The following is a 24,093-nucleotide window of genomic DNA, read 5'->3' on the forward strand; positions in this document are numbered from 1 at the left end:
GTGGGTGGTCACTCGAAAGTGATGCCCCACTCCAGCGTCCAGGTCTCGCCCGGGGCGAGGCGACGGATGCCGGTGCCGCTGTTGAGGGCGTCGGCGGGGGCGGTCATGGGCTCGATCGCCACCGCGAGGGGCTGTCCCGGGTACTTGTCGGTGATGTAGACCTGCACGAAGTCGAAGCCCGCGCCCTGCCAGAGCGTCAGACGGCGCCCGTCCGGAGCCGTCAGCGAGTGGCGCACGAGTCCGTCGGTGTCGCGCGCGAGGTCGGTGAACCCGGTGTCGAGGGTCACATCGCCCACGCGCACGCCGTCGCGCAGCGCGGCATCCGCCGGGTGCGTGCCCGTGGGCAGCATCCGCTCGTCGGTGTCGAATGCGGTCTGCGCCGGCACCCTCAGTACGAGGTCGTGCGGGTCGACATCGCCGATCGTCACGAACGGGTGCGTGCCGAGGGCGACCGGTGCCGCGGTGGCGGAACGGTTGGTCAGGGCGTGGGTCACGTCGATCCCGTCGGCGCGCAGCACGTAGGTGACGCTCGTCTCGATCAGGTACGGGTAGCCCGTCTGCGGCACGACCGTGGCGCTCAGCGTCGTCGCCGAGGCCGTCTCCTCGATCGTGTAGGCCGTGAACCGCAGGAGTCCGTGGCTGGCATTCATGAACTTCGGCTCGGTGATGGCGAGTTGCCGCTCGGTGCCCTCGTCGCTCCAGAGCCCGTCGCGCACGCGATTCGGCCAGGGCGTGAGCACCACGCCGGAGCACGAGGGCGTGGGAGCGTCGAGGGGATAGGGGGCGATCAGGTCGACAGAGCCGATGCGCAGCGAGCGGAGCGATGCGCCGACCTGCGCGATCTGAGCGCTGACATCGCCGAGCTGCAGGTGCACCTGGGTGCCGGTGGGGGATGCGGAGTTCACCCCGCAATCGTATGGCGAGCCGAGCCCGCCCGGGGGACTGGGCGGTTTTTCAGGTGCGCCCGCTACACTTGATGCGTCGGCTTCGGACACCCGCGCATGGCGCGGACGTTTTTGTGTAAGAAGTGTGAGTCCAGGGGCCGATGGTGAGCGTCGCTCGACGCTAATCAACCATCACATGAATGGCCCCGGCCGCTGACAGTCCGGAACCCCGCCCGATCGCATCCGATCCGGCGCAGGGTGCTCGCGCGTGTGCGCGGCGCCGTTCTCGTGCGAGAACTCAGAAGGACATCCCCATGCCCAAGAACAAGAAGCCCCGCGGCGGACGCCCCGCCGCCAACTTCGAGCCGCGCTACGGCGCGAACAAGACCTCGTTCCACGACCGCCGCGCCGGCGGCCGTGACGCCGGTCGCGACACGCGCGATTCCCGCGACGCTCGCGGCGGACGTGCGGATGCCGGTGAGCGCCGCGCTCCCTCGGCCGGTTTCGACCGTCGCCCCGGCAGCCGCAGCGTCGGTCACCGCGGATACCGTCCCGCTGAAGAAGGCGGCGCACCCAAGCAGCGCTGGAGCGCCCAGGAGCGCGCCGGTCGCGATGAGGCCCGAGGCATCCGCAGCCGTGCCGAGTCGGGTCGCCGTGACGCGCCGCACACCCGCGACGACCGTCCGCGCTACAACGACCGCTCCTCCTCGGGCTTCGACCGTCCGCGCCGTGACGACCGCGGTGCCGGCACGCAGCGCCAGGGCTTCCGCGACAACGATCACCGCGATGGCGGACGTCCGGGCCGTGACGACCGCCGCGATCAGCGCTCCGGTGGCTTCCGCGACGATCGCGGTGGCCAGCGCTTCAACCGCGACGACCGTCCTGCCCGTTCGGGCGACCGCTCCGAGCGCCCCCGCTTCGACCGCTCGGCATCCGAGCGCCCCCGCTTCGACCGTGACGACCGCCCGCGTCGTGACGACCGTGGCGCGGGCCCGCGTCGTGATGACCGTGGCGGCGCCGAGCGCCCTGAGCGCTCCTACGACGCCGACCGTGCGCGTCGTGCCTTCGACCGCGACCGCACTCAGCGTGCGATCGAGGGCGGCCGCGACGAGCGTTCGCGTCCCTCGACCGGTGGCGCGTACCGTACCGAGCGTCCCCGCCCGTTGACGTCGGACACCCGCAGACGGCCGTCGCGCAATGAGCGCCCCAGCCGTAACGACTGGAACGCCACAGCGGCGCCCGCCAAGAAGTTCGAGCCGACCGACGACGTCGTGCACGAGCGCCTCGAGGCGAAGTCCGTCGCCGCGGTCGAGGTCGACGGCGTGACCTTCGGCGATCTGGGTCTCGGATCCAACATCGTCGAGACCCTCGTCGGCATGGGCGCGGCGACGCCGTTCCCGATCCAGGCAGCGAGCATTCCAGCCGTTCTCGCGGGCCGCGATGTGCTCGCCCGCGGACGCACCGGCTCGGGCAAGACCATCGCTTTCGGAGCGCCGCTCGTCGAGCGCGTGCTGCAGTCGCAGGCGGGCAAGCGTCGTGAGTTCGGCCGTTCGCCGCGCGCGATCATCCTCGCTCCGACCCGGGAGCTCGCGCTGCAGATCGACCGCACCATTCAGCCGATCGCCCGCAGCGTCGGCCTCTTCACCACGCAGATCTACGGTGGTGTGCCGCAGGGCCGCCAGGTGGGCGCGCTGAAGAAGGGCGTCGACATCGTCATCGGCACGCCCGGTCGTATCGAGGACCTGATCAACCAGGGCAAGCTCGACCTCTCGGACTGCCGCATCGCGGTGCTCGACGAGGCCGACCACATGTGCGAGCTCGGATTCGTCGAGCCGGTGCAGCGCATCCTGCGTCACACGGCCGACGGCAGCCAGAAGCTGCTCTTCTCGGCGACGCTCGACCGTGAGGTCGCGGCTCTCGTCGACGAGTTCCTCGTCGACCCGGCCGTCTACGAGGTCGCCGGTGAAGACCAGGACTCGAGCACGATCGAGCACCGCGTGCTCGTGATCGAGCACCGCGACAAGGCCGACATCCTCACCTCGCTGGTCGACCGCGACGGCAAGACCCTGGTCTTCGCCCGCACGCGTGCCTACGCCGACATGCTCGCGGAGCAGTTCGACGACGCCGGCATCCCCGCGGTCTCGCTGCACGGCGACCTCAACCAGGCCAAGCGCACGCGCAACCTCGAGCGTCTGACCTCGGGACGCGTGAACGTGCTCGTCGCCACCGATGTCGCTGCCCGCGGCATCCACGTCGATGACATCGATCTGGTCGTGCAGGCCGACGCTCCCGACGAGTACAAGACGTACCTGCATCGCTCGGGCCGCACCGGTCGCGCGGGTCGTTCAGGTCGCGTCGTGACGCTCATCACCCGTCAGCGTCAGCGTCGCATGACCGAGCTGCTCGACCGTGCCGAGATCGATGCGCCGTTCGAGAACGCGCGCCTGAACGACGACCTGATCGAGGAGATCGCCGGCCGCGTGCCGACTGCCGCAGACCTCACCGCCTGACCCGTGTGATTCGAAGACCCCGTCGCCGCATCCGCGGTGGCGGGGTCTTCGTAGTTGGGCGGTGAACTCGCTGTTGGGCGGAGGGGCTCACGCTCATCGGCCTCCCATCGGGGAGTTCTCCGCCCGACAGGGTGCGCACAAGACGGATGCCGCCGCCCGACAGGGTGCGCACAAGACGGATGCCGCCGCCCGACAGGGTGCGCACAAGACGGATGCCGCGGGGCGGGCCGGAAGCGGCTCGCGCGGGTCAGGCCAGCTCGTGCTCGTGCACGCCGGTGGTCAGGCTCGTGCCGTTCAGATCGAGATACAGCGTGCCCTCGGTGAGTGTGATCGTCATCGTGTTGCGGCGCTCGATGAGCGGCGCGGCCGAATCGACGAACCCGGGGTCGAAACTGAAGACCCGGATGTCTTCGGAGCGATGGATGCGCTTGTCGGCCCATGGCGCCATGACCTTCAGCGGATCGCGATGCGTGTAGACGACGGTGCGGTCGGCGAGTCGACTGCCGTAGTGCAGACGCTCGGCATCGGGTGCGCCGACCTCGATCCACGCGGTGATCAGACCGGTGAGATCGCGCACCAGAACAGCCGGCTCGTCGGTCTGCGAGATCCCGCCGCCGAACGCGATGCCCTCGGTGAACTCGAGGCCGTAGGCGAGCACCCGTGTGAGCATGTAGGCGTCGGTCTCGGACGGATGCCGCGCAGCACGCAGCGAGAAGTCGTCGTACACGCCACGATCCATGTCGGCGAGCTGGACGTCGAATGTGTGCATCGTGGAGCCGGTAGCCATAACGAACGAGCCTACGCGCCCGCGACGCGGGCGGACGACCGCTTCAGAACAGCATCGGCTGTGCCGACGGCGCCGACGGCGCGAAAGCGGGCGCCGGCCGCCCATGGGGTGCGGATGCGCGCATGCCTCGCACCGGGTAGTCGTCTTCATGCTGTCCGTCGAGACCGTGCAGCCGGATCAGCGGTCGCGCCCGCTTCGCGAGCCACTGCCGGTATCCCTTCGGCGTCTCGGCCGAGACGCCCGGATACAGGCCTCGGTAGGACGAGACCAGGTCGGGGCGCACCTCGCCGAGCCACTGCATGAACCAGGGCTTCACTCCCGCGCGAAGATGCAGAGCACCGTAGACGACGCTGCTCGCCCCGGCCTCTTTGATGCGTCGCAGGGCGGTGTCGATCGCCTCGATCGAGTCGGTCATGTGCGGCATGATCGGCATCAGGAACACCGTCACGCGGAACCCGGCATCGCGCAGCGCCCGCACGGTGTCGAGCCGCGCCTGAGTGGTGGGCGTGCCCGGTTCGATCGCCTTCTGCAGCTCGTTGTCGTACATCGCGATCGACATCTGGATGTCGATCGGCACTCGCTGGGCGGCCTTCACCAGCAGCGGGATGTCGCGCCGGATGAGCGTGCCTTTGGTCAGGATCGAGATCGGTGTGCCCGAGGCGGCGAGGGCGTCGATGATCCCCGGCATCAGCGTGTAGCGGCCCTCAGCGCGCTGGTAGGGGTCGGTGTTCGTGCCGAGGGCGACGGTCTCATGCTGCCAGCTGCCCTTGCGCAGTTCCTTCTGCAGCACCTCGACGATGTTCGTCTTGACGACGATCTGCGAGTCGAAGTCCGCGCCCCCGTCGAGGTCGAGATACTCATGGGTTCCGCGAGCGAAGCAATAGATGCATGCATGGCTGCACCCGCGGTACGGGTTGATCGTCCAGGCGAAGGGCATGCGCGATGCGCCGGGGACATGGTTGAGTGCAGACTTCGACAGCACCTCGTGGAACGTCATTCCCGCGAAGTCGGGGGTCGTCACGGAGCGGACGATGCCGGCGCGGTTCTCCAGCCCGGGCAGGGCGGAGTCATCGATCTCTCCGACTTTCTGCCCTTGCCATCGCATACTTCATTCGAACATATGGACTACTCTCGCGTCAACCGGTCACCGATATGCCGTCGACTGTCTCAGCGAGCATCCGGCCTGGGATGAGTGACAATGGAGGCATGCTCTCCACGCCGCAGCCTCAGCATGCGGCACGGCGCTCCCCGATCTTCGAAATCGCTCTGCCTGTCGGGCTCGCCGTCACGGCTCTCGGCATCCTGCTGTCCCTCTCCGGAGCCGAGGCGGTGGAGACCCCTCAGGCCGCAGTCCAGGTTCTCCCCGAACCCGTCGTGGTGCAGGCGGTGCCCGAGGTGCAGGTCGGGGCGACGACCGCTGCGGACCCGTGCTCCGAGCCCAGTGTGCTCGAGGCGATATCGGTGGCCGACGATGCGGCGATCATCGCGGGATTCGGCGGCGGCGAGAGTTTCCGGGCCGCGGTGGTGGCGGGCAACGCGCCGTGCATCTCGCTCGCTGACCCCGCACACGTCTGGGTCGTCGTCAACAAGGCGCGTCCGCTCGAGCCGGTCGAGTTCGCCCCCGCGCCGCTCGCCGATCTTCCCGTGCCGATGACCACGAGATCGGGCCAGGCGCGTTCCGACGTCGCGGCCGCGATCGGCGCTCTGGCCGCGGACGCCGCCGCGGAGGGGGTCGGCAGCATCGGAGCCAACAACGGCTATCGCTCCTACGATCTGCAGGTCGCCACGCACGCGTCGCACGTGCGCAACAGCGGCCAGGCCGGGGCCGATGCCTCGTCGGCGCGAGCCGGCCACAGCGAGCACCAGACCGGTCTCGCACTCGACCTCGTGGCCTGCGACGGCTCGTGCGGAGAGATCGATGCGTTCGGGGGCACCGCTCAGGGGGCGTGGGTGGCCGAGAACGCGTGGGAGTACGGATTCATCGTGCGCTACGAGCAGGTGGGCACGGGCATCACCGGGTACAAGCCCGAGCCCTGGCATCTAAGGTACCTGGGGCCGGAGCTCGCCGCCGCGTACCACGAGGGGGGCTTTCACACGCTCGAAGAGTTCTTCGCGCTCCCCGCTGCACCTGATTACGCCCACTGACCAGCCGTAAAGACGTTCTGAGGGCTTTCGACAATCGCGAGACCCAGTCTCACGGGTTGTGAGATGCATTCCCACAATGCTGTGGAGCGGACCTGCGAACCGGCATAGAATCGCCGGAGCAATGACGCATGAACGTTCGGGAGGACGCAATGGAACGCGACATCTACGAAGAGGATCACGAGGCCTTCCGCGACCTCGTCAAGGACTTCGTCAAGCGCCACGTGAACAACGAGGCGATCGAGCGGTGGGATGCCGCGGGCGAGATCGACCGGGCGACCATGCTGGCGGCCGGTGAGGCCGGTCTGATCGGACTGTCCGTCCCCGAGGAGTTCGGCGGCGCCGGAATGCTCCAGGACTACCGCTTCCGCACGATCGTGATGGAAGAGGTCATCGCCTCGGGTGCCGGTTCGCTCGCCGGTGCCTTCGGCATCCAGGACGACCTGGCAGTGCCCTACCTCGTGCACATGGGCACGCAGGAGCAGAAGGAGAAGTGGCTGCCCCGCATGGCCACGGGCGAGGTGCTCGGCGCGCTCGCGATGACCGACCCCGGGGCGGGCTCGGACCTGCGCGGCATCAAGACCAACGCCAAGAAGGTCGACGGGGGATACATCCTCAACGGCGCCAAGACGTTCATCTCGTCGGGCTCGACGGCCGACGTGGTGGTGACCTTCGTCAAGACCGGTGAGGGCAATCGGCCCGACGCGTTCAGCCTGCTGCTCGTCGAGAAGGGCATGGAGGGCTTCGACCAGGGCAAGAAGCTCAGCAAGATGGGCTTCCACGGGTGGGACACCGCCGAGCTCAGCTTCACCGACGTGTTCATCCCCGACGAGAACCTCATCAGCGGCAAGGAGGGGCAGGGCTTCATCCAGCTGATGCTGAATCTGCCGCTCGAGCGTCTGTCGATCGGCGTCGCCGCGGCCGCTGCCGCGCAGGCCGCCCTCGACTGGACCGTCGCCTACACGAAGGACCGTGAGGCGTTCGGCGAGCGCATCGCCGACTTCCAGAACACCCGCTTCCGGCTCGCGGACATGGCGGCGACCACGGACGCGATGTGGGCGTACATCGACCGCGCGCTGATCGCCTACAAGAACAGCACTCTCACGGCCGAGGACGCCGCGAAGGTGAAGTTCTGGGCGACCGAGCGCGAGTGGGAGGTGCTCGACACGGGTGTGCAGCTGCACGGCGGCTACGGATACATCATGGAGTACCCGATCGCCCGCGCGTTCACGGATGCCCGGGTGCACCGCATCTACGGCGGCACGAACGAGATCATGCGCGATCTCGTCGGTCGCCAGATCGTCGGCAAGCGCTAACGCGCATCGCCCACGAGGGCCCCGGATGCCGGCATCCGGGGCCCTTCCTGTGCCGTCGGGCTCCTCGTGCCAGATCTTGCCGGGCACAGATTCGGACGGCAGGCACGACGCGCCGCAGTCGGACATGGGCGCGCGGCGCGCCCGACGCCGGGATCCGAAGCTGTGCCCGGCGGATGCCCTGTCACCGAGGCAGGCGGGCACCGACCCCGGCCCTGCGCAGCCGATCGGCGATCAGGATGCCGAGGGCGGTGCCGCCGAGACAGCTCGCGAGGGTGATCGCGAAGAAGGCGATCTGCAGTCCGACATCGAACGTCCCGAGGTCGAACGAGGTCCACGCGAGCACGGGATACACGACGCCGACGATCGCCGCACCGAGATAGTGCAGCCAGGTGCCCCAGTATCGCCACAGGACGAACAGGAACGGCAACTCGGTGAACGCCGCCCACCACACGTTCGTAGCCACGCTGCTGAACCCGTAACCCGAGAACGGGACGATCACGAGCCCGGCCAGAAGGCCCACGAGCAGACCGACGAGAGGGCGTCGCAGCAGGCGAAGGGCGATCACCGAGGGGAGCAGCCAGAGCCCGGCCAGCGCCACGCTCACGAAGGGGAGGCCGGGGAAGAGGATCGTCGAGATCCAGTTGGCGGGTGCCAGCAGTGCCCCGCCGGCGACGCCGAGCGCGGCGCACGTCAGGAGGATCGCGGTCGGGAAGCGGAAGCGCGAGCGAGACCGCGGCCCCGACGCATCCGTGCCGCTCATGAGAGCGGCTCCGCTGCGGCCTCGCGGGCGGCCTTCGACGCGGGCGACGACGCGCCGATCTTCCAGTACCCGCAGAAGCTCACATGGTTCTTGTCGACCCCGCGCTCGCCGACGAGGTGTTTGCGTGCACCCGAGGCGAGCGACTGCTCACCCGCGGCATAGGCGTGGAACGGCGCCTCGGGAAGCGTCAGCTCGCGCAGGCGGGCGAGCGCGAACGACCCCGGCTCGAACTCGTGCGGGCGTACGAGCCAGACCACCTCGATGCCGGCAGGATGCGGGAACTCCAGCGCGTCTTCCTCCGCAGGCACCTCGATGATGGCCGTGCCCGTGGCGTCGCCGGGCAGTGAGGCGCAGATCGAGGCGATCGCGGGCAGTGCCGTCTCGTCACCGATCAGCACCACCCGACTCGTGCCGCGCTGAGGATTGAACGTGAGACCCTCGTCGATGATCAGCACGTGCTCGCCGGGCTCGCACGTCTCGGCCCACCGCGAGGCGGGGCCCGCCGTGCCGTCCGACGCAGATCCGTGCAGCACGAAATCGACGTCGATCTCGGCGCCGGAGAGCGCCGTCGCCGGGCGGTGGGCGCGCACGCTGTAGTTGCGCATGACCGGGCGCTCGCCGTCGGGGATGCGCAGGAATTTGAGGTACCCGAACATCTTGTTGGCCTTCGCGGGAACGCGATCGAGGCCCGCATCGCCGCCGATCGGCAGGAACAGGCGGAACCATTGATCGAAGCCCATCGGACGGAACCTTTCGATCTCGCCCTCCCCGAGCGTGACCCTCATCCAATGCTCGGAGAGACGCTCGGTACGCACCACCCGGAGATGGATGAGCTCGGACGACTCGGGCTTGACCAGTTTGCTGTATGCCATGCGGGCGCCTTTCAGGGCAGCTGCCAGGGGAAGAACGACACGAAGATCGCGGCGGATGCGGCGATCGACACGACGATGAAGACGGTGTCGCGCACGCGGAACGGCACCAGATGCCGCTCGGTGCGCGTCGTGTGGGCGCCGAACGCGCGGGAGTCCATGGCGAGTGCCACGCGCTCGGCATGACGGATGGCCCCGGCGAGCAGCGGCACGATGTACCCCCAACCGCGGGCGATCCGTGCGAACGGGCCGTTGCCGCCGTGGTGTCCGCGAACGCGGTGCGCGGCGCGGATCACCGAGAGCTCGTGACCGAAGCGCGGCACGAACCGGAACGCGGCGAGGGCCGTGTAGCCGATCCGGTAAGGCACCCGCAGCTGCTGCACGCTGGCCCGCACGAGGTCGGGACCGGTGGTGGTCAGTCCGCCGATGAGCGCGAGTGCGATGATCGCGCCGAGACGAAGCGCGGTCGCGAAGCCGATGGCGAGGGCGCCTCGGTGCAACGTCCAGTCGCCGAGCTGCAGCACTGCGGCGGTGTCGCGCACGAGGTCGGCGTCGACCCACAGCGAGAAACCCACTCCGATGGCGATCATGCCGATCGGCAGTGCCAGGAACAGCAGGGCGGCGACGCGCCACGTGAGGCGGGAGCCGAGGACGATCAGTGCGAGAGACAGCACCAGGAAGACAGCGGGCGTGGCGAGGTCGCGCACGAAGATGAGCACCAGCATGGCGGGCGCGACGCCGGCGATCTTGGCGAGCGGGTTCAGCGCATACAGGAACTGGCGCGGAGAGGAGGCCGTCATCGCGGCGTACGGATCGAAGGCCGGTGCGCTGCTCATGCGATCGCCTGCCCCGCCGCAGCCAGCACGCGCTGCAGTGCCGGAAGTCGCAGCCCCGCCTCGAGGAAGGGCGTCTCATCGCGGAAGAGCACGTCGGTGCGATCGGCGGCGTGCACGAGGCCGTCCTTGAGGATGACGGTATGCGAGGTGTGCTCGGCGACGAGCTGCAGGTCGTGAGTCACGATGACGATCGTGGTGCCCTCGTCGCGCAGATCGTGCAGCAGCGCGAGGAGCTCGGATGCTCGGGCGCGATCCTGCCCGAACGTCGGTTCGTCGAGAGCGAGCACCCTCGGGCGGGTGATCAGCGCGGTGCCGACCGACAGACGGCGCTTCTCCCCGCCCGAGAGCAGAAAGGGATGCACGCCGGCCTTGTCCTCGAGGCCGAAGCGGGCGAGCATCGCCTCCACTCGCTCGCCGACCTCGGCATCCGGAGTGTGCCGAAGCCTGAGCCCGTGTGCGAGCTCGTCGAAGACCGTGTGCGCGATGAACTGGTGCTCGGGGTTCTGGAAGACGAAGCCGATGCGGTTCGACAGCGCGCGGGGCGAGGCGGACCCCGGATCGATGCCGTCGACGCTCACCTGCCGCGCGGGTGGTGGCACGACGCCGGCGAGCGCCTGCAGCAGAGTGGTCTTGCCCGCGCCGTTGGTGCCGATGATGGCGGTGAGGGTGTCCGGTGCGATGTCGAGGTCGATGCCGTGCAGGATCTCGGTGCGGCGGCGACGCACCGTGAGGCCGCGTGCGCTGATGATCGGGGCAGAGGCTGCGGGGGGCGAGGCGGACGGGGCCGCCCCCGCGACGGACGGAGCCGGAGCCGGGCGGGCGGATGAGGGGCGGGCGGACTCCAGGGCCGCGGCGAGCTCCTCCGGGGTGAGCGGCAGTTCGGTGAGATCGACGGTCCCGGCATCCTGCATCCGCAGGGCGGCCAGCGTGGCCCCCGGCAGCCAGACACCCATGGCGGCGAGTTCCGCGGCGTGCGTGCGGATGACGTCGGCGGCCGGGCCGTCGAAGACGACCCGGCCGGTACGGTCGAGCACGACCACGCGGGTCACGAAGCCCATGGCCGCGTCGAGGTTGTGCTCGACCAGTAGGATGCCGCGATCGCCGGCCGCGACGACGTCGCTGAGAGCGGCATACACGTCGTCGATCCCCTGGGGATCGAGGTTCGCCGTGGGCTCGTCGAGCACGATCAGCGGTGAGCCCATGGCCAGCGCGCACGCGATCGCGAGTCGCTGCCGACCGCCTCCCGAGAGCCGATCGGGGTTCTCGTCGCGTCGATCCCACAGGCCGACGCGCCGCACCGCGTCTTCGGTGCGCCGATGCACCTCGTCGAGGGGCAGCCGCAGATTCTCAGGGCCGAAGGCGACCTCGTCGTAGACCGTGCCGGTGACGATCTGGGCATCCGGATCTTGGAAGACCATCGCGACCCGCGTGCTCAGCTCGGCGGTGGCGTGGTGCGCGGTGTCGAGGCCGCCGGCCTCGACACCGCCGGTCATGGTGGCCGGCACGGCGTGCGGGATGAGTCCGTTGAGTGCGAGCGTCAGGGTGGATTTGCCCGATCCCGAGGGGCCGAGCAGCAGCACGACCTCGCCGGCGGCGATGTCGAACGTGACGCCCCGGGGCGAGGGGTGCACGGCATCGGCGTGGGTGATCGTGAGGTCACGCACGCGGAGAAGAGGCGCAGATGAGCGCACGGCATAACCCCGGTTCTGCGGATCGGTACCGTTCTAACTTAGCTGAGCCTTACCTGAATTGTCACGGCGATCAGGGCCGCTCGATCAGCGTCGGGCGACGCCGGCGCGAGACAGTGCAGACCCGATCGCGAGCCCGACCGCCGTCCAGGCGAGGGGACCGATCACCGCGATCGCGAGATAGGCGATCTGCACCCACGGGGCGAAGGTCGCGAGATCGACCGCGAAGAAGACGACGACCGCCACGATCAGGCCGATCACGCCGGCCGAGATGAAGAAGCGCCACGGTCCCCACGAGCGGTAGCGGGTGAGGGCGGCGATCCCCTCTTGGATCGCGCCGAAGAGCAGCGCCGTGCCGATGAAGCGCAGAGCCCACGCCGGATTGAAGGCGCTCGAGATGAGCGCCGCGATCAGGTGGGTGACCAGGGCGACGAACGGGCGGCGCAGCACCTCCTGGGCGATGATGCCGGGCAGCACATGCGACCCCAGCACGAATCCGTAGAGGTAGGGGGTGAGCACGATGACACCGGGAGTGATGAGGCCCGCGATCCCGCCGAGGATGCCGGTGGCGACGCCGATCGCGGCGCAGATCAGCAGCACGCGGGTCGTCAGGACGGGGGAGGGAGCCACTCTCTCAGCCTACTGTCGACCAATGGCGAGGCGGCTGGCCGATCGGCCAGTAATAACTCCGGAACCTGGAAACGGAGCCGAGCGCGGGCTTAGCGTGAGCGGCAGTGCGGCAACCGGCCGCGCCGGGATCATCGGGAGAATCACATGGGTCGAACACCCCTCCGGATGGCAGCGGTCACCACCGTGGCCACGCTGTTCATCGCATCGACGGCAACCGTCAGCTACGCAGCGACGGGGGAGGCGACTCACCCCACTCCCGTCGACGGAACGCCGGGCCATTACATCGTCGTGATGAAGTCCGATCCGCTCGCGAGCTACACCGGCGGCGTGAACGGCCTCGAGGCGACCAAGCCCGCCGAGGGCGAGCAGCTCGAGACGCAGTCGCAGGACTCGCAGCGCTATGTCGAGCACCTCGAGACGCAGCAGCAGACTCTCGCGCAGGAGGTCGGGGTGACGCCCGACATCACCTACCAGGTGGTGCTCAACGGCTTCAGCGCCGATCTCTCGGGCGAGCAGGTCGACAAGCTGCGCGCGTCGAAGGACGTCTACGGCGTCTACCCCGACTTCGTGCGGCATCCGGATGCGCAGACCTCGACGGACTTCCTCGGACTGGGCGATGACAAGAAGGGCCGCGGAGGTGTCTGGCAGCAGACCGGCGGCGTCGACAAGGCGGGCGAGGGCGTGGTCGTGGGTGTGATCGACACCGGCATCGCTCCCGAACACCCCTCTTTCGAGGGCAAGAAGCTCAAGAACCAGAAGAAGAGCGACAAGCGCCACAAGGGCAACCAGCCCTACACCGACGGCAGCTACGTGTACTTCGACAAGTCCGACGGCGGTCAGTTCCAGGCCGCGATGGTCGAGGCGCAGGAGTGGGACAAGAACGACTACTCCACCAAGCTCATCGGTGCGCAGTACTTCTCGGCGGGCGCCGCGGCCGCAGGGTTCGACTTCCAGTACGACTATCTCTCGCCGCGCGACGGGGACGGCCACGGATCGCACACCGCGAGCACCGCGGCAGGGAACTTCGGTGTGCGCGCGTCGATCGAGGACGTCGACTTCGGGCGCATCTCGGGAGTCGCGCCCGGCGCGAAGGTCTCGGCATACAAGGCCTGCTATGTCGGACCGGATGAGGCGGTCACGACCGACGACATCTGCGCCGGCAGCGACCTGATCGCGGCGATCGACCAGGCAGTCGCCGACGGCGTCGACGTGATCAACTACTCGATCGGAGGCGGTGCGGCATCCACCGTGCTCGCCCCCGAGGACATCGCGTTCTTCAACGCCGCGGCAGCGGGCGTCTTCGTCGCCACGAGCGCCGGGAACGACGGGCCCGACTCGGTCACGGCCGATCACGCGTCGCCGTGGTACACCACGGTCGCGGCATCCACGATCCCCACATGGGAGGGAACCGTGCAGTTCGACGGCTTCGCCCAGGCGGGTGCGTCGGTGAGCGTGCCGTTCGGCACGACGGTGACCGGTCCGTCGATCTACGCGGGCGATGCGCCCGCAGCGGGCGCATCGACGGCGGATGCCGCTCTCTGCCTGCCCGGCTCGATCGACCCGGCGAAGGTCACCGGTCACATCGTGGTCTGCGATCGCGGAGGCAACGCCCGCGCCGAGAAGTCGCAGGTCGTGAAGGATGCCGGCGGTATGGGCATGGTGCTCGTGAACGTGCCCGGCGCTGCCGACTCGCTCGACAACGACTTCCACGCGGTGCCCACCGTGCACCTGTCGTCGGTGCACCGCGCAGCCGTGCTGGCCTACGTGCAGGGCGGCGTCGACCGTCCGATCACGCTCGTGGGTGAGAACACGACCGGAGTGGTGACGCCCGTGCCGCAGATCGCCGGATTCTCGAGCCGCGGCCCGATGCTGGCGGACGGCAGCGACATCATGAAGCCCGACATCGCCGCGCCCGGCGTGGCGATCCTCGCGGCCACGCAGAACGCACCCGGCGAGGAGCCGACGTTCGGCATCCTGTCGGGCACGTCGATGGCGTCACCGCATATCGCCGGTCTCGCGGCTCTGTACCTCGGTGAGCGTCCGAACGCCAAGCCCGCCGAGATCAAGTCGGCCATGATGACCACCGCCTACGACACGGTGAACCCCGACGGCTCGGCCAACACCGACCCGTTCCAGCAGGGTGCGGGCCAGGTCGACCCGAAGCGCTTCTTCAATCCCGGTCTTCTCTACCTCAACGACGTGCCCGACTGGGTGGCGTTCCTCGAGGGCAAGGGCCTGGCGGACTTCCCCGGTGAGCCCATCGACGGCAGCGACCTCAACATCGCTTCGTTCTCGATCGGGTCGCTGGCGAGCGCGCAGACGGTCACCCGCACGGTGACGGCTACCGAGAAGGGCACGTTCACGGCATCCGTCGATCTGCCCGGCGTGAACGTGACGGTGGAGCCGTCGACGCTGAAGTTCGACAAGCCGGGCCAGACCGCGACCTACACGGTCACGTTCGACAACCAGAGCGCGCCGGTCGAGCAGTGGGCGACCGGATCGCTCACCTGGACGAGCAAGAAGAACACGGTGCGGTCGCCGATCGCGGTGTTCCCGGTCACGGCGGATGCTCCGGCCGAGGTCACGGGCACGGGAGTCGACGGTTCGACAACGGTCGACATCACCCCCGGCGTCGACGGCGCTCTCGCGCTCGGGGTCTCGGGTCTGACGCCGTTCACGCTGCTGGAGGACCCGGACGGCCGGGTCGTCGGCCACTCGGGAGACGAGACGTCGGGAGATGAGAACAAGGACGTGTCGTGGATCGTCGACGTGCCGGAGGGCACGACGCTGTCGCGCTTCGACCTCGACTCGTCGGACGACACGGGCAGCGACCTCGACCTCACGGTCTATCGGGTCGTGAGCCCCGACGATCTGCGCTACTACGAGCGCTGGCAGTCGGCCACCGGTTCGGCGGATGAGCAGGTCACGCTGCCCGCTCCGACGGCCGGCACGTACCTCGTGGTCGCGAACGTCTACTCGACCTCGGCGCCGATGACGTGGGACATGACCTACGCCAACGTGCAGCCCGAGGGTGAGGGAGCGTTCACTGCGACCCCGAACCCGATCGAGGCCGTGCGCGGGCAGGCGACGAGCTACGAGGTCAGCTGGACCGGCCTCACGGCAGGCACCCGCTACCTCGGTCTCGTGCAGTACGGCGAGTCGGAGGTGCGCACGATCGTCTCGGTCGACGCGCCGTAGCGGTCAGCGCGCCGTTCCGGTCGTCGAGCGAGCAGCGGAGCAGCGACACCCGGTCGTCGAGCGAGCAGCGGAGCAGCGAGACGAAACGCGGTGGGTGTGCGATCGGCCCACTGCGTTTCGTCTCGGTCGACTTCGTCGTCCTCGCTCAACGACCGGGGGAGGTCGGGTCGTCCTCGCTCGGCGACCGGGGGAGGTCGCGTCGTCCTCGCTCGACGACCGGGGGCGTCAGATCTTGCGGCCGCGCGGCATCAGGCGCACATCCGGCAACGGAGGTGCGGGAATGCGCACATCGTGTCCGTCGACGACTCCGAAGCGATCGGATGCCGCCTCCCAGTCCGCGCGCGCCTCGACGATCTCGTCATGCGTGCGGCCGGCGAAGTTCCACCACATCACGATCTCGCTCTCGAACGGCTCGCCGCCGATCAGGAACAGCAGCGCCCCCTGAGCGCTGGACACCTCGACGAACTCCCTCGAGTCGCCGAGATAGAGCATGTCGTTCCGTGGCATCGCGTGAGTCGAGACCGTCGCATCGCCCTCGACCAGCATCAGCGCGTGCTCCCACTCCGGCCGCAGCGGCAGCCGCACCCGGGTGCCTGCCGGCACCGAGATCTCTGCGCCGACGATCGGGGTGTACACGGTCGCGGGCGACACCGTGTCGGCGAACTCTCCGAGGACGACGACGCTCGTGGCGTCCTCGCCCGCGTCGGCGGGAAGAGTCACCTGTGGCAGCTGGGTGTGCCGTTCGAAGCCGCCGGCGCCGTGCCGGGCGCTCTCGGGGAGCACCACCCAGAACTGCAGGGCGTCGAGAGGGATCGGGTCGTCGCCGATCGAATACTCCGAGTGCGAGATGCCGTTGCCGGCGGTCATGAGGTTCAACTGGCCTCGGCGCAGGTCGGCATCGCTGCCCACCGAGTCGCGGTGACGGATCTCTCCGACCAGGGGCCAGGTCACGGTCTGCAGTCCGATGTGCGGATGCGGTTCGACGCGCATCCGCGTGTCGGCGGGCCCGAACCGGTCGAGGAAGCACCACGCGCCGATGGTCGGGAGGTTGCGGTGCGGCAGCACGCGCAGCACGTTCATGCCGCGCACCCCGCCCAGCGGCACCTCGCGCGGTTCGAGGACGATGCGCCGTTCGCCGATCATCACGCCTCCGTCGGCGCGGCGCCGGGTCGCTTCGGCCAGCGGATCTCGGCTCCGGGGATCTCATGCGTGGTCAGGTACTTCACGATGTACGGGCAGAGCGGCACGATCGCGTCGCCGGATGCCGAGGCATCCGTCAGGGCGCGCTCGGCGAGGATCCCCGCCAGTCCCTGGCCCTGGAACGCCGGGTCGATCTCGGTGTGGATGAAGCGGATCGCGCCCGGTCGCCGCTCGAACTCGGCGAAACCTGCCAGCGTCTCATCCGAGTGGATCTCATAGCGGGAGGCGTCGTCGTTGCGGGTGACGGTGATGTCGGTCATCGGTGCTCCTTCGGGCGTCTGCCACAAACCTACGCCCGCTGAGTCTGCACAGGCGCGGCCGAGGTCGGCGGGGGTCGTTACGCTGGAGGGATGCCGCAGACTCCCCGTGACCCGTACGAGGATCTGCCCTACGCCGACGAGCCGTGGGACGGCGCCGGGTGGGAGCCCTCCGAGCCGCCCGAGCCGATGGACTGGGAGCCGCAGGGCGCCGGCTACGAGCCGCCGCTCGACTGGGGCCAGGGGCCCGTGACGCCGGTCGGATCGGCGTCCGCGCGTTCGTCGTCCGGTCCGAGGGCGACGGCGACGGCGGTTCGGCGCGCCGCCCCCAGCAAATACGCGACTGCGGTCGAGGCGCTGCACACGGTCTTCGGCTACGACGAGTTCCGTGGCGATCAGGCCGCGATCGTCGAACAGGTCATCTCGGGCGGTGACGCCGTCGTGCTGATGCCCACCGGCGGCGGCAAGAGCGTGACCTATCAGGTGCCTGCGCTCGTGCGCGAGGGCACGGGCCTCGTGATCAGCCCGCTCATCGCGCTCATGCACGACCAGGTCGACGCGCTGAGGGCAAACGGCGTCAACGCCGCGTACCTCAACTCGACGCAGGCGATCGAGGAGCGGCGCGAGGTCGAACGGGCGTATGTCGCGGGTGAGCTCGATCTCATCTACGTGGCCCCCGAGCGGCTGTCGTCACCGCAGACGACCGCCCTGCTGCAGCGGGGCACGCTCAGCGTGATCGCGATCGACGAGGCGCACTGCGTGTCGCAGTGGGGCCATGACTTCCGCCCCGACTACCTCGCGCTCGGCGACCTGGGCGAGCGGTTCCCCGGCGTTCCGCGCATGGCCCTCACGGCGACCGCGACCCGTGCGACGCATAAAGAGCTCACCGAGCGCCTGCGTCTCGACGCGGCGAAGCACTACGTCGCCAGCTTCGACCGCCCCAACATCCAATACCGGATCGTGCCCAAGGTCGATCCGCGCAAGCAGCTCGTCTCGTTCATCCGCGCGCAGCCCGAGGGATCGGTCGGCATCGTCTACGCGCTCAGCCGCAAGTCGGTCGAGCAGACCGCGACCTATCTCGCCGCGCAGGGGTTCGACGCGCTGCCGTATCACGCCGGTCTGCCGGCCGAGGTGCGCGCGAAGAACCAGTCGCGGTTCCTGCGCGAAGACGGCGTCGTGATGGTCGCGACGATCGCCTTCGGCATGGGCATCGACAAGCCCGATGTGCGTTTCGTCGCCCACATCGACCTGCCGAAATCGGTCGAGGGGTACTACCAGGAGACCGGTCGCGCAGGCCGTGACGGAGAGCCGTCGATCGCCTGGATGGCCTATGGCCTGGGCGACGTGGTGCAGCAGCGCCGCATGATCGACCAGAGTCCCGGCGACCGCACATTCAAGATGCGCCTCGGGCAGCACCTCGACGCCATGCTCGCGCTGTGCGAGACGGTCGAATGCCGCCGCCAGAACCTGCTGGGCTACTTCGGGCAGGACTCGCAGCCGTGCGGCAACTGCGACACCTGTCTCGAGAACCCCGAGACCTTCGACGGTCTGGTTCCCGCGCAGAAGCTCCTCTCGACCATCGTGCGCCTCAAGCGCGAGCGCAATCAGTCGTTCGGCGCCGGGCACCTGATCGACATCCTGCGGGGCGCCTCGACCGAGCGCATCCGCCAGCAGGGGCACGAGAAGATCGCGACCTACGGCATCGGCGCAGATCTTTCGGATCAGGACTGGCGCAGTGTCGTGCGCCAGCTGCTCGCACGAGGCATCATCGTCGCGCAGGGCGACTACGGCACCCTGGCGCCGGGTGAGCAGGCCGGGGGAGTGCTGAAGGGCGAGACCGCTGTGCCGCTGCGCAAAGACACGATCGGGCGGCCGGCATCGTCACCGCGCGCACGCAAGGCGAGTGCGGCGGATGCGCTGGACACGGCCGACCGCGGGCTCTTCGAGGCTCTGCGCGCATGGAGGGCCGAGACCGCGCGCGAGCAGGGTGTGCCCGCCTACATCGTCTTCGGAGACGCCACGCTGCGTGCGCTCGCCGAGCACAGGCCGGCCTCGCTCAGCGACCTCGACGGCATCACCGGCATCGGCGCCAAGAAGCGCGACGCCTACGGCGAGGGCGTGCTCGCGGTGATCGCCGACGCCTGATCAGGCACCACTCGACGCGGCGCTCGGCGTCGGGTCGATTCGCGGCTCAGCGCCGGGGGAGCACATCGTCGAGGTGCGCCTCGAGGTGCGCGACGACGTCGATCGCTCCGCGGTCGTACAGCCACTGATACTGCAGACCGTCCCACAGGGCGACGAGCCAGATCGCCTCGTGCTCGGGGTCGCGGTGCTCGGGGAGATCGCCGTCGACCGCCGCGAGCCGGAACAGCTGCGTGAAGTAGTCGATCGCCTGCGAGAACCGGGTGGTGAAATAGTCGTGCGCAGGATGCGCGGCCGGTACCGCCTCGCACGACAGCACGGCGTACACCTCGATGAGCCCGGGTTCGTCGAGGGCGCTCACCCGGGCGCCGTGCGGGATGCTGCGGAGGGCATCGGCTGCCCGGTCAGCGGGCACCGACTCGTTGCGCGTCCGGATGGCGCTGTCTCGCTCGGCGAGGACCGCGCTCAGCAACAGCTCCTTCGACGAGTAGTGGTGCAGGAGCGTGGACTTCGAGACGCCGACCGCCTGGGCGATGTCGCGCAGACTCGTATCGCCGTAGCCGTCGCGTGCGAAGAGCCGGGTGGCGTCAGCCAGGATCTGCGCCCGGCGGCGGCGACCGACCTCATATCCCTCCGTGTCGTCATCGGCCGCATCTGCACCGAAGACCGGAGGCAGGGGGCCGGCGGGAGCGGATGATGCCAGCGGATGGCCGGGATCGCGCCACCCCTGCGGCAGGGCCCAGAGAGTTTCGCGCTCCTCGAGCATCTGCACGACGTCGACCCGATCGGGGAGGTACTGCGAGATGAGCTGCAGACCGTCCCATCCCGCCATGTGCCTCGTGGTCTCGTCTGCCACGCATCGTTCCGGGTCGATCGTGCCGTGCTGTGCCGCGTCGGCCAGCACCTCGGAGCACAGGTGGCGAAGCCGGGCGTACCGCTCGCGCATCCGCTGGTGGGCGGGGTGTCCGGGGGCGGATGCCTCTCCCGTCAGCGCTGCGAACAGCTCGAGATAGCCGGGGGTGCGCGCATTGCGTCGCGCGACGTCCGCGAAGATCAGCTCCCCGGAATCGGATGCCGCCGCCACCAGGTCGAACGCCCTTTCGTTGTCCTCTTCGAAACCCGCGACGACCTCGGCGAGCAGGTCGTCCTTCGAGGAGAAGTGGCCGAGGAGCCCCGGGTGGCTCACCGAGGCTGCGGCCGCGATGTCGCGAAGAGACGTCGCACGGTAGCCGTTCGACACGAAGAGGTCGCGAGCGGCATCCACGATGCGCATGCGCGTCGCCGCGGCGCGGTTCTGGCGCGAACCCGTGGTCGTCGTCGTCATCGATCCCCCTTTCCCTTCATTCTCCCTCATTACCGATCGGTCGACTTTCACTTACCAATCGGTCGAGATTCGTGTATCGTCATCTCTCGACGCCGATCGCGGACGATCGGCGCACCCTGCTCGAGAGGACCCCCCTTCATGACAGAGTTGTCATCGGCCGCGGCTGCCGCTGCCGTCGGAACGACCGGCTTCAAAGCCCCAGGCACCACCCCGCTGAAGACACCGCGTGGCTATACCCCCGGCCTCGCCGCGGTGAACTTCGGCGTCTATCTGGCTCTGCTCACCCCGGTGATGGTGTCGATGGCCTTCAAGATCCAGCGCCTCGACCCGACGAACACCGAGGCGAGCCTCGGGCTGGTGATGGGGGTTGGTGCGGCATTCGCACTCGTCGCGAATCCCCTCGTCGGACGCCTCTCCGATCGCACCACCTCGAGGTGGGGCATGCGCCGTCCCTGGATCCTCGGTGGCGCGATCGTCGGCCTCGGCGGCTTCGCCATCATCGGCCTCGCGACCTCCGTGCTGGTGGTCATGCTCGCCTGGTGCCTCGTGCAGGCATCGATGAACGCGGTGCTCGCCGCCGCCAACGCGACGCTGCCCGACCAGGTGCCGGTGTCGAGCCGAGGGAAGGTCTCGGGTGTCATCGGCATCACCACGCCGATCGGCATCCTGGCCGGAAGCTTCATCGTGAACTTCCTGCCGGGCGACTTCGAGCGCTTCTTCGTGCCCGGCGCGATCGCTCTGATCCTGGTCGTCGTCTTCGTGCTGACCCTCAAGGACCGTCGCCTCACCGAGAAGCCGGCGACGCGCTTCACGGTCGGCACGTTCTTCGGCTCGTTCGTCTTCAACCCGCGCAAGCACCCCGACTTCGGCTGGACCTGGCTCACGAAGTTCTTCGTGATGTTCGGCTACGCCGGAATCGCCACGTTCCTGCCGCTCTACCTCGTGACGAAGTTCGAGCTCGACGAGCAGGGCGCCGTCGGTACGATCCTGATCGCGAACCTCGCCTCGATGGCAGCCATGGCCATCTCCGCTCCACTCGGCGGATTCCTCTCGGACCGGATCGGCAAGCGGCGCCCGTTCGTGGCGATCGCCGGCCTGATCATGGTCGTGGGGCTGGTCATCCTGGCCATCGCTCCCACCATCGCGGTCGTGATCATCGCTCAGGCGATCATCGGTCTCGGTGCAGGCTCCTTCTTGTCGGTCGACCTCGCGCTCGCCACCGAGGTGCTGCCGAACCCCGACGATGTGGCGAAGGATCTGGGTGTGCTCAACATCGCCAACGCGCTGCCGCAGTCGATCGCCCCGGCCATCGCCCCGAGCATCATCGCGCTGGGTGCCGCCACACCGCTCGGCGGCTACACCACCTGGTATCTGTTCGGGGCGCTCGTCGCGCTCGCCGGTGCCGTGCTCGTCTATCGCATCAAGGGAGTCAAGTGACCATGACCGGCAACGACACGACGACCATGACCGCGCGCCCCTGGCTCGACGCGAGTCTTCCTATCGATGAGCGGGTGCGCCTGCTGCTCGACGAGATGACGGTGGAGGAGAAGGCAGGTCTCTTCTTCCACACCATGATCGCGATCGGCGACCTCGACGAGCAGAACCCCGTGTTCGGCACGCCGAGTGCGCGCGACTTCGTCGACGTCAAGAAGATGAACCACTTCAACCTGCTGGGCGGCGCTCCGAGCGGACGCGAGATCGCAGCGTGGCAGAACGAGCTGCAGCGGCTCGCCGCCTCCACGCGCCTCGGGATTCCGGTGACCCTGTCGACCGACCCCCGGCATTCGTTCAGCGAGAACCCCGGAGCGTCGATCCTCGCCGGCCCGTTCTCGCAGTGGCCGGAGACCCTGGGCCTCGCGGCGACGAGGGACCCCGAACTGGTCGAGCGTTTCGCAGATATCGCTCGGCAGGAATATACGGCCGTCGGCCTCCGTGTCGCCCTGCATCCGCAGGTGGATCTCGCGACCGAACCGCGCTGGGCGCGACAGACGGCGACCTTCGGCGAAGACGCAGAACTGGCCGGCATTCTCGGAGCGGCATATATCCGAGGCTTCCAGGGCGAGTCGTTCGGGCCGGGGTCGGTGGCGACCATGACGAAGCACTTTCCCGGCGGCGGCCCGCAGAAGGACGGCGAGGATCCGCACTTTCCGTACGGACGCGAGCAGGTGTATCCGGGAGGCCGGTTCGAGCTGCACCTCGCGCCGTTCGAAGACGCGATCGCCGCGGGTACGCGTCAGATGATGCCGTACTACGGCATGCCTGTCGGCACCGAGCACGAAGAGGTCGGATTCGGATTCAACAAGAGCGTCATCACGGGTCTGCTGCGCGAGCGCTTCGGCTTCGACCGACTCGTCTGCACGGATTGGGGACTGATCAACGATGCCGAGATCTTCGGTCAGCCGTTCCCGGCACGGGCGTGGGGCGTCGAGCAGCTGAGCCCACGGGAGCGCATGATCAGGGTGCTGGATGCGGGCGTCGACCAATTCGGCGGCGAGGACTGCCCCGAGATGCTCGTGGAACTCGTCGAGGACGGCTCGGTCTCGGAAGCACGCCTCGATGCCTCGGCGCGGCGGATCCTGCGCGAGAAGTTCGAACTCGGTCTCTTCGAGGATCCTTTCGTCGATGAGGATGCCGCGGATGCGGTGGTCGGTCGTGCCGACTTCCGGGCCGCCGGCGAAGACGCTCAGCGCGCATCCGTCACGGTACTGACGAACGACGGGTCCTTGCCCTTCGCTGCCGGCACGAAGCTCTACGTCGAAGGCATCGAACCCGAGGTCGCGGAGGCGTACGGTCAGGTCGTCGCGACTCCGGACGAGGCCGACCTCGCGCTCATCCGCCTGCATGCCCCCTTCGAGCAGCGCGAGACGATGTTCGAGAACTTCTTCCATGCGGGGTCGCTCGACTTCCCCGACCAGGTCGTCGAGCATGTGCGTGCGATCGCTGCGGCGGTGCCGACGGTCGTCGACGTGCTCGCTGATCGTCCCCCGATCCTCGAGCCGATCACGGTCGCCGCGGCAGCCGTCACCGTGAACTGGGGTGCGTCGGGCGCGGCCCTGCTCGACGTGCTCAGCGGCCGCGTGGGCGCGCGAGGTCGGCTGCCGTTCGACCTGCCTCGGTCGATGGCGGCGGTCGAGGAGTCGCGGCCCGACGTGCCGTTCGACACGGCTGATCCGCTCTTCCGCTTCGGGCACGGCCTCACCCTCTGACGCCTCCCGCACACCTCCTCAGAACGCCCCGCAGGTTGACTCCTGCGGGGCGTTCTCGTCGTCTCCCGCAGCTGTGCACGATCCTCCGACCGCGCCGCGACACGCCGAAGACGGACGCGGGATCGCTCTGTCCAAAATGTTGACTGAACCCCCATTCAGTCACACGTTAAGTTGACTGAACGCGCAGTCAGGTTGCAGTTTGTCTCGATATGAACGTTGATAACGCGACACCTTAAGACAAAACCTGGACTTTGGCCGTGAAAAACGGCAATACTTTCCCCACATGCGCTCTGTCGATGAAGTCGTCGACACCTGGGGAGGGCCTATGACGCGGATTATCTGCA

At 68.7% G+C, this 24,093-nt stretch carries 18 protein-coding genes; 7 read left to right on the plus strand and 11 right to left on the minus strand.

The window, feature by feature from the left end:
- Positions 1-8: 8 nt before the first annotated feature.
- Complete coding sequence (locus AC3WS6_RS04505) at positions 9-905, minus strand: aldose 1-epimerase family protein (protein WP_492499871.1); 897 nt, start codon at positions 903-905, stop codon at positions 9-11.
- A gap of 293 nt (positions 906-1,198) precedes the next feature.
- Between AC3WS6_RS04505 and AC3WS6_RS04510 the strand changes: the two genes are divergently transcribed.
- On the plus strand, positions 1,199-3,394 hold the full coding sequence (locus AC3WS6_RS04510; protein ID WP_492499872.1) for a DEAD/DEAH box helicase: 2,196 nt from the start codon (positions 1,199-1,201) through the stop codon (positions 3,392-3,394).
- A gap of 247 nt (positions 3,395-3,641) precedes the next feature.
- On the opposite strand, the gene AC3WS6_RS04515 is transcribed toward AC3WS6_RS04510, so the two are convergent.
- Both AC3WS6_RS04515 and AC3WS6_RS04520 read right to left on the minus strand, forming a co-directional pair.
- Complete coding sequence (locus AC3WS6_RS04515; RefSeq protein ID WP_492499873.1) at positions 3,642-4,181, minus strand: YaeQ family protein; 540 nt, start codon at positions 4,179-4,181, stop codon at positions 3,642-3,644.
- A gap of 43 nt (positions 4,182-4,224) precedes the next feature.
- Entirely contained in the window at positions 4,225-5,286 is a 1,062-nt protein-coding gene (locus AC3WS6_RS04520) for an Rv2578c family radical SAM protein (protein WP_492499874.1), read from the minus strand.
- Between the two features lie 101 nt (positions 5,287-5,387).
- Between AC3WS6_RS04520 and AC3WS6_RS04525 the strand changes: the two genes are divergently transcribed.
- Both AC3WS6_RS04525 and AC3WS6_RS04530 read left to right on the plus strand, forming a co-directional pair.
- Positions 5,388-6,326 (plus strand): M15 family metallopeptidase, encoded by a 939-nt coding sequence (locus tag AC3WS6_RS04525; protein WP_492499875.1) that lies wholly within the window; start codon positions 5,388-5,390, stop codon positions 6,324-6,326.
- Between the two features lie 149 nt (positions 6,327-6,475).
- Positions 6,476-7,639: an acyl-CoA dehydrogenase family protein gene (locus tag AC3WS6_RS04530; RefSeq protein WP_492499876.1), complete on the plus strand. Its 1,164-nt coding sequence runs from the start codon at positions 6,476-6,478 to the stop codon at positions 7,637-7,639.
- Between the two features lie 181 nt (positions 7,640-7,820).
- On the opposite strand, the gene AC3WS6_RS04535 is transcribed toward AC3WS6_RS04530, so the two are convergent.
- The 5 genes from AC3WS6_RS04535 to AC3WS6_RS04555 form a co-directional block, all read right to left on the minus strand.
- Positions 7,821-8,399, minus strand: a complete 579-nt coding sequence (locus AC3WS6_RS04535; RefSeq protein ID WP_492499877.1) for an ECF transporter S component — start codon at positions 8,397-8,399, stop codon at positions 7,821-7,823.
- Positions 8,396-9,271: a siderophore-interacting protein gene (locus AC3WS6_RS04540; protein ID WP_492499878.1), complete on the minus strand. Its 876-nt coding sequence runs from the start codon at positions 9,269-9,271 to the stop codon at positions 8,396-8,398. The genes AC3WS6_RS04535 and AC3WS6_RS04540 overlap by 4 nt, the downstream gene beginning before the upstream one ends.
- A gap of 11 nt (positions 9,272-9,282) precedes the next feature.
- Entirely contained in the window at positions 9,283-10,104 is an 822-nt protein-coding gene (locus tag AC3WS6_RS04545) for an energy-coupling factor transporter transmembrane component T (RefSeq protein WP_492499879.1), read from the minus strand.
- A complete protein-coding gene (locus tag AC3WS6_RS04550) occupies positions 10,101-11,795 on the minus strand; it encodes an ABC transporter ATP-binding protein (protein WP_492499880.1) in 1,695 nt (564 codons plus the stop codon). The genes AC3WS6_RS04545 and AC3WS6_RS04550 overlap by 4 nt, the downstream gene beginning before the upstream one ends.
- Before the next feature lie 84 nt (positions 11,796-11,879).
- Positions 11,880-12,422 (minus strand): ECF transporter S component, encoded by a 543-nt coding sequence (locus AC3WS6_RS04555; protein ID WP_492499881.1) that lies wholly within the window; start codon positions 12,420-12,422, stop codon positions 11,880-11,882.
- Between the two features lie 165 nt (positions 12,423-12,587).
- Between AC3WS6_RS04555 and AC3WS6_RS04560 the strand changes: the two genes are divergently transcribed.
- On the plus strand, positions 12,588-15,620 hold the full coding sequence (locus AC3WS6_RS04560) for a S8 family peptidase (protein ID WP_492499882.1): 3,033 nt from the start codon (positions 12,588-12,590) through the stop codon (positions 15,618-15,620).
- A gap of 225 nt (positions 15,621-15,845) precedes the next feature.
- Here the strand turns inward: AC3WS6_RS04560 and AC3WS6_RS04565 are convergent, their stop codons facing one another.
- Together AC3WS6_RS04565 and AC3WS6_RS04570 are read right to left on the minus strand one after the other, a co-directional pair.
- The gene (locus AC3WS6_RS04565) at positions 15,846-16,763 is read right to left on the minus strand and encodes a pirin family protein (protein ID WP_492499883.1); all 918 of its coding nucleotides are present in this window, start codon (positions 16,761-16,763) and stop codon (positions 15,846-15,848) included.
- Positions 16,763-17,080 carry a GNAT family N-acetyltransferase gene (locus AC3WS6_RS04570; RefSeq protein ID WP_492499884.1) on the minus strand — a complete coding sequence of 106 codons (318 nt, stop codon included), beginning with the start codon at positions 17,078-17,080 and terminating at the stop codon, positions 16,763-16,765. Before AC3WS6_RS04570 ends, AC3WS6_RS04565 begins: the two co-directional genes overlap by 1 nt.
- A gap of 90 nt (positions 17,081-17,170) precedes the next feature.
- Here AC3WS6_RS04570 and recQ point away from each other — a divergent pair, with 90 nt between their 5' ends.
- Positions 17,171-19,222, plus strand: a complete 2,052-nt coding sequence (gene recQ / locus AC3WS6_RS04575; protein ID WP_492499885.1) for a DNA helicase RecQ — start codon at positions 17,171-17,173, stop codon at positions 19,220-19,222.
- 46 nt (positions 19,223-19,268) lie between these two features.
- Here recQ and AC3WS6_RS04580 read toward each other — a convergent pair whose 3' ends face one another.
- On the minus strand, positions 19,269-20,543 hold the full coding sequence (locus AC3WS6_RS04580; protein ID WP_492499886.1) for a TetR/AcrR family transcriptional regulator: 1,275 nt from the start codon (positions 20,541-20,543) through the stop codon (positions 19,269-19,271).
- A 138-nt stretch (positions 20,544-20,681) separates the two neighbouring features.
- On the opposite strand from AC3WS6_RS04580, the gene AC3WS6_RS04585 reads away from it, so the two are divergent.
- Entirely contained in the window at positions 20,682-21,980 is a 1,299-nt protein-coding gene (locus tag AC3WS6_RS04585; protein ID WP_492499887.1) for an MFS transporter, read from the plus strand.
- A 2-nt stretch (positions 21,981-21,982) separates the two neighbouring features.
- Positions 21,983-23,749 (plus strand): glycoside hydrolase family 3 protein, encoded by a 1,767-nt coding sequence (locus tag AC3WS6_RS04590; RefSeq protein WP_492499888.1) that lies wholly within the window; start codon positions 21,983-21,985, stop codon positions 23,747-23,749.
- Positions 23,750-24,093: the final 344 nt, after the last annotated feature.

Source organism: Microbacterium sp. EB106-03-03-XG65 (genome assembly GCF_058791955.1).